This window comes from Hamadaea tsunoensis DSM 44101, assembly GCF_000428945.1.
GTDB classification, from domain to species: domain Bacteria; phylum Actinomycetota; class Actinomycetes; order Mycobacteriales; family Micromonosporaceae; genus Hamadaea; species Hamadaea tsunoensis.
In genome coordinates, this window is the sequence record NZ_AUAX01000001.1 from 1 (window position 1) to 17,601 (window position 17,601).

Genomic DNA, 17,601 nt, shown 5'->3' on the forward strand with positions numbered 1-17,601 from the left:
TGGGCGAGGGATGTGTTTTCACATCTCAGCCGCTGTGGATCATGTCCAAGCCGTCCAGCCAACCACTGCGGCCCAAGATGCGGGAACAATCTTCCGCCATGCGGACGCCAGGCTCGGATTTCTTGATCGATGACGGCCGAGGTGCATATCCGGCCCGATCTACATGATCGATGACGCGTCAGGTGCAGCAGAACCCGGTCAACGCGCTCCATAACCGTAAACGATCATGCATTGGGTGGCCGTTTTCGCACCTCAGCCGTAAACGATCACCCCATCGGCCGCCGGACGCGCCCACAAGTCGGACAGTCGGGACAAAGTCCGAGCCGACACACGTCAGACGGGGTTGGGTCGGGTCGGGGGTAAACGGTGACCGGGCGACGGTGAAAGATGCGTCGCCCCACTCACCTGGCAGTGGAGGCCCCCCAGGGCCGGAGCGGTCTCCCGCGCGAGGAGCGGAAGTGAGATCGACGAACCCGGGACAAGAAATTGATCTTGAATTGATCTAGTTCTTGGCCAGCCAGTCGAGGATGGCGTCGATGGGCTCCCGCCAGCGCGCGTCGAGCATCACGTCGTGCCCCATGCCGGGGAACAGCAGCGGTGCTCCACCGTAGCCCCGGGCCGCCTGCTTGAGGGCGACCGACGGGACGATCTTGTCGTCGGGGCTGCCGACGACGAGGACCGGCGGGTTGCCGACGGGCGTCTCGGGCGTGCGGCCGCGCAGCAGCTGCCACTGCGCGCGGGAGCTAGCGCGGCCGGTCTTGCGTGCGTAGGCGCGGGCGGTGGCGCTGGGCAGCTCGCGGCTGAACAGCTGGGAGGCGGGCAGGCGCAGGCCGCCGCCGAAGGCCGCCGGCAGGACCAGGCCCGGGTTGCGCAGGGCCGCACCCCAGCCGCCGAGCACCGGCGACACGAGCACCGCGGCCCGCGCGGGGTAACGCGCCATCGCGTGCGCGACCACGAGGGCACCGGCGCCGTGGCCCACCAGCACCGCGCGCCGCGGCAGGCCGATCGCAGCCTGGACGACATCGTGGGCGTACGCGCGCAGCGTCGCCTTCTTCGCACGGGCCGAGCCGCCCTGGCCGCGGAGGCTGAGCGCGTGGGCCGGGAATCCGCGCGACGCGGTGTGCTCCAGCCAGTGCTCGGCGTACGCCCAGGCGCCGTGCCCGAATCCGGGGACGAACAGCACCGGCGGCCGGCCCTCGTCCACCTCGGGAGTGGCGCTGAGCAGCTCACGGCGCACCGGTTCGACGGGGTGGGCCCATTCGTCGAGGCGTACCACCTTGACGCTCATCGGGCTCCCTCCAGGGTGTCGATCGCCTTCTGCAGTTCGCGCAGGTACGTGACGTGGCTGACCTCGAACCAGTGCCGGGTCGAATCGGTGGTGGCACCGTCGTGCCAGGACCAGTTCGCCTCGGCCTCGATCCGGCGGCCGAACGCGGCGGCCCGCTGCGGGGCGACCTCGCGCGCCCTCAGGTAGAGCGCGAACGCGACGGCCTGCCAGTGGGCCATCGGGAACACGCCCGCGTCGGGCTGGACGAGGCCCGCGACCGCGAGGGTCGGGAACCGCCGCGGGAAGGTGTGCAGGTAGAGCCGCGGGCGCCCCTGCCCGTCGATGCCGAGCAGTTCGGGCTCCAGGAACTCGAAGCGCGGCACGTACCCGGTCGCGAGCACGACCAGGTCCGGCTCGACCGTCTCGCCGTTCTTCAGCTCGACGGAGTTGCGCTGGAACCGCACGATCTCCGGCACCGGCGCGATGCCGCCATGGCCGACGTAGTAGAGCAGCTGACTGTTGACCACCGGATGGCTCTGGAACAGCTTGTGATCGGGCTTCGGCAGCCCGAACCGGGTCGTGTCGCCGACCGTGACCCCGAGCGTCCGCTGCGCGAACCACTGCCGCACCCGGAACGGTACGCGCAGCGCCAGCATCTGGTCGTTGACCTGGTCAGCCGGCCGCCCGAGCAGGTACTTCGGCGTGTACCAGTAACCGCGGCGGGTCGAGTGCCAGCACCGGGTCGCCTGCTGGGCCGCCTCGACCGCGATGTCGCAGCCGGTGTTGCCGCCCCCGACGACCAGGACGCGCCGCCCCCGCAACTGCGCCGCGTCCTTGTACGCGCCGGCGTGGATCACCTCGCCGCGGAAGTCCTCCAGCCCCTCGTAGGCCGGCATCTTCGGCGACCAGTTGTGGCCGTTGGCGACCATGACACCCGCGTACCGGTGGATGCGCTCGGCGCCGCCGTACTTGCTGGTGCTCCGCGTGGTGACGTCCCACGTGCCGCCGTCGGCCGGCTCGACCTTCACGACCTCGGTGCCGAACCAGATGTGCGGCTTGAGATCGAAGTGGTCGGCGTAATGATCCAGATAGGACAGGACGCGGGAGTGGTGCGGATAGTCCGGCCAGTCGTCCGGCATCGGGAAGTCCGGGAACTGCGTCAGCGGCTTCGACGAGATCAGATGCGTACTCGCGTAGACCGGGCTGCGATCATGCCGCCAGTTCCAGCCCCCGCCGACGCTCGTCTCCCGCTCGTAGCAGTCGACGCCGAAGCCGGCCTCCTTGAGATTCTTGACCGCCGTCAGACCGCTCGGTCCGGCGCCGATGACGCACACGGTGGCACCCCGGTCGTAGACGGGCCAGCCGTCCCGCCAGAGGGTGGTGCCGGTTCCGGTGGACTCAGACGGGTCATAACTCACCGAGGGCACTCCCTGAGGGTGGATTTGCCGGACGCGAGGCATTTTCGCGGGTGGGACGATTCATTGTCCAGTCCTGGGGGTGATTTTGTTCAAGATCCACTTCAAGATCTTTTTGTCCCGGGTTCGCCGATCTCACCTCCGCGCCCCGCGCCCCGCGCCCCGCGCCCCGCGCCCCGCGCCCCGCGCCGACGATCTTGCGCGAATGTCTCAGATTCTGCGGCAAACACCCGAAATGCCCGAACATTCGCGCAAGATCGTCGAAAGTGGCGGCGCGGTCGGCAGGGAGCGAGGGTGTCAGGGGCGGGCGGCGCCCCACCCGAGCAGTGCGGCCAGCCCGAGGGCGCTGCGCGGCGCGTACGCGGCCCGCCACAATCCCCCGTGCGCGGCGTTGAACGCTTCCTCCTGCCACACGTGCGCCTGCGGCTTCAGCGGCCGGTGCAGATCGTGCACGAGGAGTCCCGCCATCAACGTGTTCGCCGTGGCCGGTTCGAACACCTCGACGCCGAAGATGTGCGCCCCCGCGTACGCGGCTGCCAGGGCCCGGTTCTTCAGCACCGACCGGGTACGCGTCGGCGGCGCCACCGTGAAGCTCACCGGTGTGCCCGCGGACCGGGCGACGGCCGCCCGCCACCGCTGTAGCCGCTTGGCCAGGGCGTAGTTGGGCCCTTGCTGCGTCACGATGCTGTCGCACACGCCGGGTTCGGCGGCGCCGGACGGATCGCGCAGGCGCTCCCCCACGGGCGCGTAGTTGCGCCGCAGCAGCCGGCCCGCCGACACGATCCGCAGCGGCGAGCGGAGCAGCCGGAGCGCCGACGCCTCCCCGTACGCCCGTTCGGCCTGGGCCACCGCGTCGGGCGGTACGGCGAACACGTCGGTCGGCGTGGCCAGGAACGCCAGCGACAGGTCGGAACGAAGCGAGCGGAGCCGTTCGGTGAGCGCGTCGACGGCCACGCTGACGCGGACGTTGGTGGCGCCGTCGGCGTACACGTAGTTGCCCAGGGTCAGGTCGGTGAACTGTTCCAGCCACGCGGCCACCGCCGGGAGGTCGTGCAGCAGGTCGGCACCGGCCACGGCCGGATCCGCCTCGGTCGTGCCCGCCGGGACCGGCAGGTGCAGGCGGCCGGCGTACCGCTCGGCGAGGTCGAGCAGGCGCGTCCAGACCGCCGGACGGGGCAGGTCCACGGCCGCGACGTCGCAGCCCCAGCGCAGCAGCGAGTGCACCGGGCCCATCTCCGCGCCAGCGCCGAGCACCGCGATCGTCCGGCCGGGCAGGGCCAGCCAGTCCGGATTGGCCATGACGGTGCTGATCGACTCCGCGCAGGACGGCTCGATCACCCCCGCCTCCACCCAGCGTTCCAGCTGGGCGAGCAGCTGCCCGCCGGCCAGCCGCTGGCCCCGGTAGGGCAGCGTGAACTCGCGCTCCGCCTCGCCCCGGCCGGCGTACGTCGCCGTCGCCAGGGGCTTCGCGGGCGCGCCGTCGAAGAGCTCCCGCAGGCCGATCTCCCCGCGGTCCGCGGTGATCACCCGCATCCGGTCGTGCAGCGCCGCGAGGCCGTCCGCCGCGCTGGTCCGGGCCGCGTCGCCAGAGCTGAGGCCCGCTTCGAGCAGTCTCTTGAAATGCCCGGCGTACGCGGTGCGCCACGCCGTCTCCCGTTCGACCGCACCGGCACCCACCGGGTCGACGGCCCGCAGCGCGGACGCCACGACCGACCGGCCGAGGGCCGAGGTGCTGCGGCGCTCGCCGCCCGCGTCGGAGACCGGGAAGACGACGCCGGTCATGCCGCTCACAGGACCAGCTCCGCGACGAGCGGGTAGTGGTCGCTGGCGCGCAGGGTCGCCGGCCCGGCCTCGACCCGGAAGGACTCGACGGTCACGCCGGGCCCGACCGCGATCGTGTCGATCCGCCGGTCGGCCCGACCGCTGGGGAACGTAAGCACATCCGCCTCCGCGCCCAGGTCGGTCAGTCCGGTGTGGACGATCTCCCAGCTGGGCGAGCCGGGATCGTCGTTCAGGTCGGCACCGAGGATCACGGGGCCGTCCAGTTCCGCGAGGGCGTCGGCCAGCCGGCGGGCCTGCGACGGGCGTTCCTCGTCGTCGGTGGACAGATGCGCCCCGGCCACGGTGAACTCCACGCCGCTCTTCTCCAGCCGGGCGAACGCGGCCCCGCGCATGTGCCGCCCGGGCTTCAACGGGAACTTGACGTCCCACGCCTCGCGGACGCGTACGCCGAGGCTGGTCATGACCACGTTGCCCAGCGAGGGCAGGCCGCCGCCGGCGTACACCAGGTCGAAGGAGCGGGCCAGGGCCGCGCACTTGGTACGCCACCGCAACCGCCGCGGGCCTTCCTGGACGACGAGGACGTCCGGAGCGAGGTCCTGGACGACCCGGGCGAGTGCCGTGAGGTCGTCCCGCGACGAATGGATGTTGTACGCGACCACGCGCAGCCGTACGCCCATAGGGCGCAGCCTAGATCAGTTCGGCCCGATCAGTTCAGCGGCGGGCGAGGTCGGCGGCGCCGACGATGCCGGCCTCGTTGCCCATCCGGGCCGGGCGGAGCTCGGCGTAGGGCGAGTTGCGGCGCTGCGCGAGCTGCTCCTGATAGGACTTCAGGGCCGGGCGCATGAGCAGGTCGCCGGCGTCGATCACGCCGCCGCCGACCACGATCACCTGCGGGTCGAGCAGCTGGACCATGTCGGCCATGGCCACGCCGAGCCAGGTGCCGACCTGGTCGAACGCGTCGACCGCGACGCCGTCACCGGCCTGGGCGGCCTCGGTGACCATGGGACCGGTGATCGCGCCCGCGTTGCCGCCGGCCTTCTCCAGCAGCAGGCCGGCGGTTGCCGGGTCGTCCTTGGCGCCCGACTGGGCGAACCGGACCAGGGCGCTGCCGCTCGCGTACTGCTCGATGCAGCCGTGCCGGCCGCAGCCGCAGACGTGCCCGCCGGGCACGACGTTGACGTGGCCGAGTTCCGCGGCGATGCCGTGCGCGCCGCGCAGCAGCTGCCCGCCGAGGATGATGCCGCCGCCGATGCCGGTGCCGACGGTGAACAGCACCATCGAGTCGGTGGCGTCCTCGGCCGCGCCGTAGCGGAACTCCGCCCAGGCGGCCACGTTGGCGTCGTTCTCGACGACGACCGGCAGGCCGGTCCCGCGGCTCACGCCGTCCTTGAGGGGCTCGTTGCGCCAGGCCAGGTTCGGGGCGAAGAGCACGGTCGACCGGTCGGCGTCGATCCAGCCGGCGGCGCCGATGCCGACCGCCTCGATCTCGTGGCCGGCGGCCAGCTCCTTGACGACCTCGATGATCACGTCGCGGGTCTTGGCCACGTCGTCGGCGGGCGTGGGCAACCGGTGCGTCGCCAGCACCTTGCCGCTGTCGTCCACGACACCGCCCAGCACCTTCGTGCCGCCGATGTCCACGCCGATGGTGAGTCCCACGCCAGGCCCCTTACCCCAAGTTTGTTTCGGGGTTCACACTATCCGGTGACATCGGGGGACGCCTTCGGCCTGCCCTATTTGATCACCCTCGTTGCCAAAGCTTGCCTGACCAGTGACGTTTCCGCAATCGACCGATCAGTGGAATTGATCATCGTTGTGAAATGCGCCCGCGTCCGGGCGTGTCCGGCCTGTCCGGCGGCGTTGTTCACGTTCACGTCACCGGGCGATGAGCGTCGTTCACACTCACGGGAACGTGAATCAACCACATGCTGGGACGGTCACTCGCCGGGATCGTCCTCGGCCGGCGGCACGGGCTTCTCCGCGGGCGCAGCCTTCGGGGGCTCGGCCTTCGGGGGCGCAGCCTTCGGGGGCTCGGCCTTCGGAGGCTCGGGCTTCGGGGCGACCGCCTTCTTCGCGACGGCCTTCTTCGCCACGACCTTCTTGACGACCGGTTTGGCCGGCGCCGCCGGGTCCTGCGCCGGCGCGGGTCCCGCCTTCGGCACGGTGGCGGCCTTCGGGGCCGGGCGCGGCCCGTCGCCGGCCGCGTCCTCCTCGACGTCCGCGTCGTCGCCGGTGGTGGCCGAGCGCCACGGGTCGGCGGCCGGCGTACCGGTGGAGGCCAGGTTGCGCAGCAGGCTCGCCACCCCCACCGCGAGGTCGCCGGCACCGGTCGCCAGGCGCTCGACGAAGTGCGGATCGGGGTCGCGGACCGCCTCGATCAGCTTGCAGAACGGGCAGACGCAGCACGCCGCGCTGCCCGTCGCCAACTCCGGGTGGGAGCTGGCGGCCAGCGAGGCGAACGCCAGAGCGGCCGCCACCAGGCGCTCCGCCTCCTGACGGGCGTTACCGGGCTCGGTGAACACGCTCACCCCCGCGTCTCGACGCGCTTCTTCAGCCCGCCCAGCGCCGCGTCCATGATCGCCTTCTCGGCCTTCCGCTTGAACATGCCGAGCACCGGCATGGTCAGGTCGACCTCGAGCGTGTAGGTGACGGTGGTCGTCCCGTCCTCGTTGTCGACCAGGTCGTAGGACCCGTTCTGCACCTTCTGCATCCGGGACGCCTCGACGAGGTGCCATTCGATCCGGGTGATGTCGTCGGCGTACTCGTAGAGGACGGTGTACTCGTCGGAGACGACTCCCGCGTCGAGGTTGAACCGGACCTGGGCGGCGTAGCCGTCCTCGTACTCGGAAAGCACCTCGGTGCTCCGCATCGCCGGGATCCACTCCGGGTACGCCGCGAAGTCGCAGATGATCTCCGCGATCTGGGCGGGTGTGGCGTCGATCACGATCGACTGCATGGAAGAGTCGGCCATGCACTGAGGCTACCCAAGGCGACCGACACCGGTGCGCCCGCCACGGCATGTGACGCATGCCGCCGCGCCCGTTCCGGTGCCGAGCAGGTAGCTTTCGAAGGACACCAGGGCGGCGCGCCGAGGCGCCGGCGGCAGGGAGGCGTACCGTGCGCGAGATGGCGGTTCCGCCGGTCGTGACCATCGACGACCGGGACGATCTGACCGGCCCCGTGTGGGCCAACGCCGCCGAGCATCCCGACGCCGTGCAGTTCCTGCTGGACGACCGCGAAGTCACCTGCGCCGGCTTCCGGGACGAGGTGCTGACGCTGGCCCGGGGTCTGGCCGCGGCGGGCGTGGCGCCCGGCGACCGCGTGGCCCTCATGAGCCGTACGCGCTACGAATGGACCCTCGCCGACTACGCGATCTGGGCGGCCGGCGCGGTCACCGTGCCGATCTACGAGACCTCGAGCGTCGATCAGGTGCGCTGGATCCTGGCCGATTCCGGGGCCGTCGCCTGCGTCACCGAATTGCCCGGGCACTCGGAGACGGTCGCGCAGGCGGCGCCCGAGCTGAAGAACGTCTGGGAGATCGGGGCGGGCGCGCTCACCACCCTGGCCGGCCGCGCGGACGAGGTCGAGGCGGCCGACATCGAGCGGCGCCGGGACGCGATCCGGGCCGGCGACCCGGCCACGATCATCTACACCAGCGGCACGACCGGCCGCCCCAAGGGCTGCATCCTGACCCACCGCAACATGCTGTCCGACATCGGCAACGCCGTCCCCGAACTGGACATCCTGTTCCGGCCGGGCTCGACCACCCTGCTGTTCCTGCCGCTGGCGCACGCGTTCGCCCGGCTGCTGCAGATCGGCGTGGTCGCGGCGCGCGTACGCACGGCCTTCGCGCCCGACGTCAAGAACCTCGTCGCCGACCTCGCCCGGGTACGCCCGACCTTCGTCCTCGCCGTCCCGCGGGTGTTCGAGAAGGTCTACAACACGGCCCGGCAGAAGGCCCACGCCGACGGCAAGGGGAAGATCTTCGACGCGGCCGAGAAGACCGCGATCGAGTACTCGCGGGCGCTCGGGACCGGCCGGGTCGGGCTCGGACTGAAGATGCGCCACGCCCTCTTCGACAAGCTCGTGTACGGCAAGCTCCGGGCGGCGCTGGGCGGCCGCTGCGTCGCCGCGATCTCGGGCGGTGCGCCGCTGGGCGAGCGGCTCGGCCACTTCTACCACGGCATCGGCGTACTCGTGCTGGAAGGCTACGGGCTGACCGAGACCTCCCCCGCGATCACGTTCAACCGGGAGCACGCGCTCAAGATCGGCACGGTCGGCCGGCCGCTGCCCGGCGTCACCGTCCGCATCGCCGACGACGGCGAGATCCTGGCCGCCGGCGACATCATCTTCACCGGGTACTTCAACAACCCCGAGGCCACCGCCGAGGCCATCCGCAATGACTGGTTCCACACCGGCGACCTGGGTTCCCTGGACGACGAGGGGTTCCTGCGGATCACCGGCCGGAAGAAGGAGATCCTCGTGACGGCCGGCGGCAAGAACGTCGCGCCCGCCGTGCTCGAGGACCGCGTACGCGCCCACCCTCTGGTCAGCCAGTGCATGGTCGTCGGCGACGGGCGGCCGTTCATCGCCGCCCTCGTCACCGTGGACGAGGAGGCCCTGCCGAAGTGGCTGGAGGGCGAGGGCCGGGTACCCGCGGACGTCGCCGGACTGAGGGACGACCCGGCGCTGCTCGCTGCGATACAGTCCGCAGTGGACGAGGCGAACAAGGCGGTCTCGAAGGCCGAGGCGATCCGCGTGTTCCGCATCCTGCCGCGCGACTTCACCGAGGCCACCGGCGAGCTCACCCCTTCTCTGAAGGTCAAGAGGGCCGTCGTCATGAAGGAGTACTCCGACGACATCGACGCCATCTACCTCCGTTGAGCGCCCGCGCCTGGGTACCGCCGCCGTCCTGACGGCCGCCGCCCGCTTGGCGCTGCTCATCCTCGTGGCGGTGCTGACGCTGCTCGCCACGCGTTCGGCGAGCCAGCTGCTGTGGATCGTGCTGCTCGCCGTCGCCGCCGTGCCCGGGGTCTTCCCGCCCCGGCGGCAGTGGGTCGCCACCGCCGGCCGGGTCGCCGAGGTGCTGCTGGTCGCGTTCGGCGCCGCGTCCGTCGCGGTGGCCGCGGCCGCCGCCGGTACGCAGCCCGACGGCTTCGGTGCCGCCGCGCTGCTGCCCTATCTCGCCGTTCCGCTGATCGCCGCCACCCTGCGCGGCCGGGCCTCGGAGGCGGGCGTGCTGCTGGCCGCCGGCATCTGCGGGCTGGTCGTCGCCGGCGTGGTCTACCAGCTGAACGGCGACGCGCTGCTCAAGTCGGTCGGCTACATCATCAGCTGCGCGCAGTGGCTGGTCCTGATCTCGCTGGGCACCCTGACGACGGGCGCCCTGCAGCGGGCGGTCCAGGCCCGCCGGGAACCCCAGCCCTACGTCGAGGCCACGCGGCTGCTGACCCAGCTGCGTACGGTCGCCCGGCAGCTGCCCGGCGCCACCCTCGACCCGGGCGGGATCGCCGAGCACCTGCTCGAAGAGGTCCGCACGATGGCCAAGACCGACCGGTCGGCCGTGCTGACCGCCGGCGGCGGCGGCCGCCTCATGGTGCTGGCCCAGGCCGGGCTGGCGGCCGACGGGGGCGAGCGGCACGACTGGGAGACCGTCCTCGACACCGACTCGGCCATCGCCGAGGCCTGGGCGAGCCAGCTCCCGCAGACGTCCAGCCGTTCCCAGGTCCGGGGTACGCCGCGGGACCGCGAGGTCAGTGCGCTGGTGGTACCGCTGGTCGCCGGTGTGCGTACGGTGGGATTGGCGGTACTGGAGCACGACGGCGCCGGCGGATTCCCACCCGCCGCCCTCGCCCGGGTCCGCGCGGCGGCCGACCAGGCCGCGTTGCGCCTGGAGGCGGCGCTGCTCTTCGACGAGGTGCGCTCGCTGGCCACGAACGAGGAGCGGCAGCGCCTCGCGCGGGAGATCCACGACGGCGTGGCGCAGGAGCTGGTGATCATCGGTTACGGCGTCGACAACGTGCTGGCGACCCTGCCGGCGGGTGCGACCGAGGCCGAGGAAGGGCTCCGGTCGCTGCGCGAGGAGATCACCCGGGTCGTCACCGAGCTGCGCCTGAGCCTGTTCGAGCTGCGCAGCCAGGTGGACCGGCACGGCAATCTCACGTCGGCGATCGCGGAATTCGCCCGGATAGTGGGCGCGTCCGCCGGATTGCGCGTTCATTTGTCACTCGACGACTCGCCCGGTCGGCTGCCTTCGGCAATGGAGGCGGAGCTGCTGCGAATCGCGCAGGAGGCGATTACCAACGCCCGCAAACACGCCGGAGCAAGTAATCTCTGGGTCACCTGTTCCGTCGATCCCCCGAACGCTCATATAGAAGTGTCGGACGACGGACAGGGAATCGCTGACCAGCGAGTTGACGGGCGGTACGGTCTTGCGATCATGGCAGAGAGAGCGGAACGTATCCGAGGCAGGCTGGAAATCCGACCACGCCACCCGAATGGGACGACAGTGGCAGTGGTGTTGGGTCCGTCCGGCCGGCGCGATAGCGTGTGAGCGCCCGCCGTCGCCGGCGCGCTAGAAGGGGAGAGCACCAAGCATGTCCACCAGCACCGTACCCACGGGTCGGACCAAGGTCCTACTCGTAGACGATCACGACCTCATCCGCAAGGGTCTGCGGCACGCCTTCGAGCGCGACCGCCAGTTCGAGGTCGTCGGCGAGGCGGGCACGGCGGCGGAGGCCGTCCGCCAGGCCGGTGCGCTCCAGCCTGACGTGGTCATCATGGACCTGCGACTGCCCGACGGCAGCGGTCTGGAGGCCACCCGCGCGCTGCGCAAGGCCAGCGCGACCATGGGCATCGTGGTCCTGACCATGTACGCGGGCGACGACCAGCTCTTCGGCGCGTTGGAGGCCGGCGCGAGCGCGTTCGTGCCGAAGACCGCCCCGGCCGACGAGGTCGTGGCCGCCGCCCGGCACGCCGCGTCCGCCCCGAGCGCCTTCACCGCCGCCGACCTGGCCGAGGCCATGAAGCGCCGGCTCGCCCCGGCCGGCCCGCAGCTGAGCCCCCGCGAGGGCCAGGTGCTGCGCCTGCTCGCCGACGGCATGAGCGTCAACGGCATCGCCAAGCAGCTGTTCGTCAGCGAGTCGACGGCCAAGACGCACATCTCGAAGCTGTACGAGAAGCTCGGCGCGGCCAACCGGGCCCAGGCGCTGATGACCGCACTGCGCCTCGGCCTGCTCGAAGCTCCCGACGCGCCCAAGTTCTAGACGCGCCCAAGATCTAGCACAGGACAGGAAAGCCCGATCCATGGGAAGGCACTCCTCCACGCCCGCCGACGGCCTGGCCGTCGACTGGCGCTCCGACCGGCTCGGCTCGGCCCGTTCCGGGGAGAACCCGATGGTCATGGCGAAGCTGCCCAGCGGCTACGTCGTCTTCGGTGACACGCAGCACCTGCCCGGGTACTGCGTGCTGCTGTCGGACGTCGATGACGCCGATCACCTGACCGACCTCGCCGGCGAGCAGCGCCAGCAGTTCCTCACGGACATGGCGCTGCTCGGCGACGCGGTGTTCGCCGTCTGCGGCGGCCGGGACCCGGCGTTCCGGCGGCTCAACTACGAGATCCTCGGCAACTCGCTGCACCACCTGCACGCGCACGTGCACGCCCGGTACGCCTGGGAGCCGGCCGAGTTCCGGTCGGGCCCGGTCTGGCGGTACGCGTACGAGGACCGGTTCGCGCCCCAATACGATCCCCTCTCGTCGCCGGACGCCGAGGAGCTGGACGACCTGCGCCAGGCCATCACGCTGGAATTGCTGCGCCTGTCGAAGTGAAGACCCTGCTCGTCACGAACGACTTCCCGCCGCGGCCCGGCGGGATCCAGCAGTTCGTCCACAACCTGGCGCTGCGCCTGCCCCCGGCCGAGGTGGTCGTCTACTCGTCCACCTACGAGGGGGCAGGCGCTTTCGACGCCCGGCAGCCGTTCGCCGTCGTCCGCGAGGACACCGGCATGCTGCTGCCCACTCCCGGCGTCGCCCGCCGCGCGGCCGAGATCGCCCGCGCCGAGGGGTGCGACCGCGTCCTGTTCGGGGCCACCGCCCCGCTCGGCCTGCTCGCGCACGGTCTGCGTACCGGCGCGGGCATCGAGCGCGCCGTCGGCCTCACGCACGGGCACGAGGCCGGCTGGGCCGCGCTGCCCGGTTCGCGCGGCATGCTCAAGCGCATCGCCCGCGGCTGCGACGTCATCACCTACCTGGGCGAATACTTCCACCGCCGGCTCGACCCGGCGATCGGTCCGCTCACCGAACTGCGCCGCCTCGCCCCCGGCGTCGACATCGACGACTATCACCCGAGCGTCGACGGCGACGAGGTCCGCAAGGAGCACGGCCTGCTCGACCGCCCGGTGATCGTCTGCGTCTCGCGCCTCGTTCCCCGCAAAGGGCAAGACTCCCTGGTCCGCGCGATGCCGCACGTCCTGCGGAAAGTCCCTGACGCGGCTCTCCTCATCGTGAGCGACGGTCCGGACCGCGGCCGCCTCGAACGCCTCGTACGCGAACACGACGTCACCGGATCGGTCGCCTTCACCGGCAAGGTCCCGTGGGAGGAGCTGCCCCGGCACTACGCGGCGGGCGACGTCTTCGCGATGCCGTGCCGGACGCGCTGGGGCGGCCTGGACGTCGAGGGGCTGGGCATCGTCTACCTGGAGGCGTCGGCGACCGGCCTGCCCGTCATCGGCGGGGCCTCCGGCGGTGCGCCCGACGCGGTCCTCGACGGCGAGACCGGATACGTGGTGTCCGACCTGACCCAGCTCGTCGACCGGCTGGTCGAGCTGCTCACCGACACCGGTCTCGCCCGCCGCATGGGCGCGGCCGGCCGGGCCTGGGTCGAGCGGGAGTGGCGCTGGGACCTCCAGGCCGCCCGCCTCCGCTCCCTCCTCCTCGCCTGACCCTCCCCGAGGACCGATTCAGGGGTGCTCGCGGGCGTACGCGCGGGCGGCGGCGATGCGCTCGACGGTGGTCGGGTGGCTGCCGAACAGGAACTGCTCCCAGGCCGGCGGGTCCGGGTCGCCGAGGTTCACCAGGGCCAGCCGCTGCTGCATCCGGTCGAAGGTCGCCGGGTCGTTCGTGACTTCGAGGGCGTGCTCGTCCGCGCGGGCCTCGATCGCCCGCGACACGTACGCCTGCACGGGACCGGCCAGCAGTCCGGCCACGGAGCCGATCGCGAGCAGCAGGCCGATCGCGCGCGGGTCGGCGATCGACTCGACCCCGGCCCGTCGCAGCAGGGGCGCCCAGCCGCCGAGCAGGTACAGGACGATCACCATGGCGGCCGAGCCGAAGGCGCCGATGAGCGTACCGATGCCGACGTCGTTGCGCTTGGCGTGGCCGAGTTCGTGCGCGACGACGCTGACCACCTCGTCGTCCGGCGCCTCGGTCAGCAGGGTGTCGTAGACGACCACCCGGCGGGTCGGTCCCAGTCCCGACACGTACGCGTTGACCGCCCGCGTACGCCGGGACGCGTCGGCGACCAGCACGTCCTTCACCGGTACGCCGTCCGCCGCCGCCATCGTCACGATCCGTTCGCGCAGCGGGGAGTCGGGCATCGAGGTGAACTTGTTGAACACCGGCTCGACGAGCACCGGGAAGACGAACGTCATGAGGACGACCAGTCCGGCCGCTCCGGCCGCCGCCCACGCCCACCACCAGTTCGGGGCCAGCCGGGTCAGGCCGAAGAACAGGAACAGGACGATCGCGCCGAGGACCGCGCCGATCGCGTACCCCTTGAGGAGGTCCGTGAACCACGCGCCCCAGCCCTGCGTGGACAGTCCATAACGGACGGAGATGGTGTGGCCGACCGCGGACAGCGGGAGGGTCACGATGTCGGCGAGGAAGACGACGAGCAGGCCGCCGCCCACGGCCTGGACCCACCACGGGCCGGGGACCAGCCCGACGATCTTCGCGCCGAGCGGCGTCAGACCCAGCAGCAGCGCGGCCGCGAGCCCGATGACCATGCTGGGGTAGGCCACCCACCGCAACGCCCCGTGGTACGCCCTGGCCCGCGCGACCTTGTCCGCGGGCAGCTCGGCGAGAGCGGCGATCTGGTCGGCCCGCGGCGCGGGCGGCCGGTGCCAGGGAACCAGCAGGCCGGCGACGACGGCGAGCGCTGCCAGCAGCACGACGAGCACGACCGTCGCCCAGGTGCGTGGGGTCATGCCGCATTCTAAGCTGCTGATCATGGAGAAGCTCGCAGTCGTCAGCGGCGGCGGTACCGGCATCGGCGCCGCGATCGCCACCACCCTCGCCACCGACGGGTACGCGGTCCTGATCGTCGGCCGCCGCCCCGAACCGCTGGCGAAGGTCGCCGCGTCCCACCCGAACATCACGCCGGTGGTGGCCGACGTGGCCGACCCGGCCCGCGTGACGGCCGTCGCCGAGGCGGTCGGCGAACGCGAGGTCGACGTACTCGTCAACAACGCCGGCGGATTCGTCATGTCCACAGGGGACACGCTGGCCGACCTCGCCACCCAGTGGCGCGGCGCGTACGACACCAACGTGCTCACGGCCGTCCTGCTCACCGAGGCCCTGCTCCCCCGCCTGCGCCGGCCCGGCGGCCGCGTCATCCTGTTCAGCTCGATCGCCGCGCAGCGCGGCGGCGGCGGGCCCTACTCGGCGGCGAAGGCGGCCCTGCACGGCTGGGTCTTCGACCTGGCCGCGCAGCTCGGACCGGACGGCGTCACGGCCAACGTCATCTCCCCCGGATACATCGCCGACACCGAATTCTTCGGCACGCGCATGACCCCCGAGGGCCACGCGTCCCGGGTCGGCCAGACGCTCGTCGGCCGCGCGGGCCGGCCGGACGACATCGCGGCCGCGGTGAGCTGGCTCGCCGGCGAGTCGGGGGGTTATGTCACCGGGCAGATCATCAATGTCAACGGAGGGTCGGTCCTCGGGCGGTGACAGGTCAAGATCAAATTCATGTCCCGGGTCCGTCGATCTCACCTCCGCTCCTCGCGCGGGAGACCGTTCCGGCCCGGGGGGCCTCCACTGCCAGGTGAGTGGGGCGACGCATCCTTCACCGTCGCCCGGTCGCCGTTTCACCCTTTACCCCGAGCCTTTGTCGCGACTGTCCGACTTGCACCCGGAATGCTCGACGATCTTGCGCGAATGTCCGGGCTTTTCGGGCATTACGGACGATTTTCGAGGCATTCGCGCAAGATCGTCGAGAAGGTTGAGCGGGCGCGGGATCTCGGGCTTCCGCTGCGGGCCGGAGGGATCGCGCCTAGCGTGGGAGGCGTCCGCCTATCTGTGAGGAGAGGACGCGATGAGCAAGCGCAATCAGCGCCACCACGATTCCCGGCAGGAATCCCACCATCAGGCCGAGCATCAGGCCCCGACGGAGGCCTCCGATCCCGCCGCTCAGCACGGCTACCCCGGTGAGCACGCCCACGAGCAGGCCAAGCAGAACGCCATGGCCGCCCGCGGCAAGGCGACGAGAACCCAGATGTCCGTCGGCCAGGCCAACATCATGCGGCTGAAGAAGGGCAATCAGCCCCGCGGCAGCAGGTAGCAGCCATTGATCCCGCCGGGATCGGGGAACCCGCCCGCATCATGAATCATGATCACGTGGGGGGCCCTGATCCCAGCGGGATCTTGCGACGGTTCAGGCCCGGCCGAGGCGGCGCAGGAGGGAATCCGCCGCCATCGGGTACGCGCCGTGGCGGCGTACGCCGTCGGCGACCTCCCGGTCCGACGACACCACGACGACCGCCCGGCCGGACGGTTCCGCTCGCACGAGGCGGCGTACGAGTTCGTCGGCGGTCTCGCCCTTGCGGGAGAAGAGGACGCGGACACCGCGCGGGGCCGGGGGCAGGCCGTGGACCTGTTCGGCGCCGTCGAAGACCACCGTCACCTCGACCCGCGTCTGGGCGGCGAGCCCGCCGAGGGCCGAGATCAGCCGCGTACGCTGCTGTTCGAGCGAGATCTCCGGATAGCCGCGCTTGGTGACGTTGTAGCCGTCGACGATCAGATGCGCCTTCGGCAGGGCCAGGAGCTGGTCGAGCCGGGCGGGATCGTCGGCGTTCTGGGCGCGGGCCGCCGGGGACGGGCCGCCGGGGCGCTCGGCGAAGGCGTCGGCGATCGCGTCGGCGGGCAGCGTCTGGGCGGGATCCAGCGCGAGTTCGCGGCGCAGGCCGACGGCGGCCTGCCCGATCGTCTCCAGCAGCAGCCAGAGCCGGGCCTCGTCGACCGCGCGTTGCTGGCGGGCGTCCTGGCGGACGGTGGACGTGGACGCCTCGGCCTCCGCGAGCTTCGCCCGCAGCCGGCGCAGTTCGGCGTCGTGGTCGGCGGCGTTCTTCGCGATCCGGCCGCGTTCGGCCGCGACCGAGTCCGTCGCCTTCTTCAGGGCGGCCTGGCTCTCGCGCAGCGCCTTCGCGGTCGCGCGGCCCTCCTCGCGGACGGCGCTGAGCTCGTGGTGCACCTTGGCCAGCTCGTCGCGCAGCTTCTCGACCTCGACGCGGGCCACGGTCCGGTCGTGCTCGGCCCGCTGCGCCCGCGACTCCGCCTCGCGGACCAGTTCCGCGACGGCCGCGCTCTCGGCGTCGATGCGGACGGCGTACTCGGCGGCCTCGACCAGGTCCCGCCAGCCCGCCGGCCGGGCCAGGTACGCGAGCGCGGCGACCTCGATCGGATCGGCGGCCGCCGGCGACACGCCCTCCTGCACGGCCGCGCCCAGCTCGCCGGCCTCGGCGAGGACGCGCTGGCTGACCCGCTGCCGGAAGACGGGGTCGGCGGTCAGGTGGGCCGCGATGACCGGGCCGCCCATCCGGGCGCGACGGTTCGGCGCGAACTTCGCCACCTTGCGCAGCGGCGCGCCGAGTTCGTCCTGCGGCACGCCGGCCAGCACGCCGGCGGTGAGGGCGACGATCCGCTGGCGGACCGGCTCGGGCAACACGGGTTCGGGTACGAACTCCTCGTCGACCTGCGGCGGGAGTGGCGGGAGCGGCGGCTCGGGAGGTGGCGGCGGGGCTCCGGGCAGAGCCCCGTCGATCTTCCCGGCCCCCTCGGGGCGGTCGATCATCTCCGGCTCTGCCATCCCTCTAGTCTCCCACCTCGGTGTAGTGCTTTACGAGGCTCTTTGTCACACCCGTCGCC

16 protein-coding genes are annotated in these 17,601 nt (G+C 71.9%); 7 read left to right on the forward strand and 9 right to left on the reverse strand.

From position 1 onward, the window contains the following. Window positions 1-502: 502 nt before the first annotated feature. The 7 genes from G401_RS0100005 to G401_RS0100035 form a co-directional block, all read right to left on the reverse strand. On the reverse strand, window positions 503-1,288 hold the full coding sequence (locus G401_RS0100005; protein ID WP_027340867.1) for an alpha/beta hydrolase: 786 nt from the start codon (window positions 1,286-1,288) through the stop codon (window positions 503-505). Then, complete coding sequence (locus G401_RS42475; protein ID WP_084556645.1) at window positions 1,285-2,727, reverse strand: flavin-containing monooxygenase; 1,443 nt, start codon at window positions 2,725-2,727, stop codon at window positions 1,285-1,287. Before G401_RS42475 ends, G401_RS0100005 begins: the two co-directional genes overlap by 4 nt. Window positions 2,728-2,979: 252 nt before the next feature. After that, the gene (locus G401_RS0100015; protein WP_034590429.1) at window positions 2,980-4,464 is read right to left on the reverse strand and encodes a hypothetical protein; all 1,485 of its coding nucleotides are present in this window, start codon (window positions 4,462-4,464) and stop codon (window positions 2,980-2,982) included. Window positions 4,465-4,469: 5 nt separating this feature from the next. Then, a complete protein-coding gene (locus G401_RS0100020) occupies window positions 4,470-5,141 on the reverse strand; it encodes an endonuclease/exonuclease/phosphatase family protein (RefSeq protein WP_027340869.1) in 672 nt (223 codons plus the stop codon). A gap of 34 nt (window positions 5,142-5,175) precedes the next feature. Then, window positions 5,176-6,120, reverse strand: coding sequence for an ROK family glucokinase (locus G401_RS0100025; protein ID WP_027340870.1), 945 nt, complete (start codon window positions 6,118-6,120; stop codon window positions 5,176-5,178). Between the two features lie 278 nt (window positions 6,121-6,398). Continuing rightward, window positions 6,399-6,989, reverse strand: coding sequence for a hypothetical protein (locus G401_RS52200; RefSeq protein ID WP_245601555.1), 591 nt, complete (start codon window positions 6,987-6,989; stop codon window positions 6,399-6,401). Next, a complete protein-coding gene (locus G401_RS0100035; protein ID WP_027340871.1) occupies window positions 6,986-7,432 on the reverse strand; it encodes an SRPBCC family protein in 447 nt (148 codons plus the stop codon). Before G401_RS0100035 ends, G401_RS52200 begins: the two co-directional genes overlap by 4 nt. Before the next feature lie 146 nt (window positions 7,433-7,578). On the opposite strand from G401_RS0100035, the gene G401_RS0100040 reads away from it, so the two are divergent. Genes G401_RS0100040 through G401_RS0100060 form a run of 5 tightly spaced genes read left to right on the forward strand, consistent with a single transcriptional unit; the run spans window position 7,579 to window position 13,400 of the window. Then, the gene (locus tag G401_RS0100040) at window positions 7,579-9,345 is read left to right on the forward strand and encodes an AMP-dependent synthetase/ligase (protein WP_027340872.1); all 1,767 of its coding nucleotides are present in this window, start codon (window positions 7,579-7,581) and stop codon (window positions 9,343-9,345) included. 10 nt (window positions 9,346-9,355) lie between these two features. Next, on the forward strand, window positions 9,356-11,014 hold the full coding sequence (locus tag G401_RS0100045) for a sensor histidine kinase (RefSeq protein WP_034590340.1): 1,659 nt from the start codon (window positions 9,356-9,358) through the stop codon (window positions 11,012-11,014). 43 nt (window positions 11,015-11,057) lie between these two features. Continuing rightward, on the forward strand, window positions 11,058-11,726 hold the full coding sequence (locus G401_RS0100050) for a response regulator transcription factor (RefSeq protein WP_027340874.1): 669 nt from the start codon (window positions 11,058-11,060) through the stop codon (window positions 11,724-11,726). A gap of 40 nt (window positions 11,727-11,766) precedes the next feature. Further along, window positions 11,767-12,288, forward strand: coding sequence for a hypothetical protein (locus tag G401_RS42485; protein WP_051365947.1), 522 nt, complete (start codon window positions 11,767-11,769; stop codon window positions 12,286-12,288). Then, window positions 12,285-13,400, forward strand: coding sequence for a glycosyltransferase family 4 protein (locus tag G401_RS0100060; RefSeq protein ID WP_027340875.1), 1,116 nt, complete (start codon window positions 12,285-12,287; stop codon window positions 13,398-13,400). Before G401_RS42485 ends, G401_RS0100060 begins: the two co-directional genes overlap by 4 nt. An 18-nt stretch (window positions 13,401-13,418) precedes the next feature. Here G401_RS0100060 and G401_RS0100065 read toward each other — a convergent pair whose 3' ends face one another. Then, on the reverse strand, window positions 13,419-14,663 hold the full coding sequence (locus tag G401_RS0100065; RefSeq protein ID WP_027340876.1) for a M48 family metallopeptidase: 1,245 nt from the start codon (window positions 14,661-14,663) through the stop codon (window positions 13,419-13,421). Between the two features lie 22 nt (window positions 14,664-14,685). Between G401_RS0100065 and G401_RS0100070 the strand changes: the two genes are divergently transcribed. Beyond that, window positions 14,686-15,408, forward strand: a complete 723-nt coding sequence (locus G401_RS0100070; RefSeq protein ID WP_034590342.1) for an SDR family NAD(P)-dependent oxidoreductase — start codon at window positions 14,686-14,688, stop codon at window positions 15,406-15,408. A 364-nt stretch (window positions 15,409-15,772) separates the two neighbouring features. Further along, the gene (locus tag G401_RS0100075; RefSeq protein WP_027340878.1) at window positions 15,773-16,018 is read left to right on the forward strand and encodes a hypothetical protein; all 246 of its coding nucleotides are present in this window, start codon (window positions 15,773-15,775) and stop codon (window positions 16,016-16,018) included. 93 nt (window positions 16,019-16,111) lie between these two features. Here the strand turns inward: G401_RS0100075 and G401_RS42490 are convergent, their stop codons facing one another. Beyond that, window positions 16,112-17,542 (reverse strand): NYN domain-containing protein, encoded by a 1,431-nt coding sequence (locus tag G401_RS42490; RefSeq protein WP_084556646.1) that lies wholly within the window; start codon window positions 17,540-17,542, stop codon window positions 16,112-16,114. Window positions 17,543-17,601 lie beyond the last annotated feature (59 nt).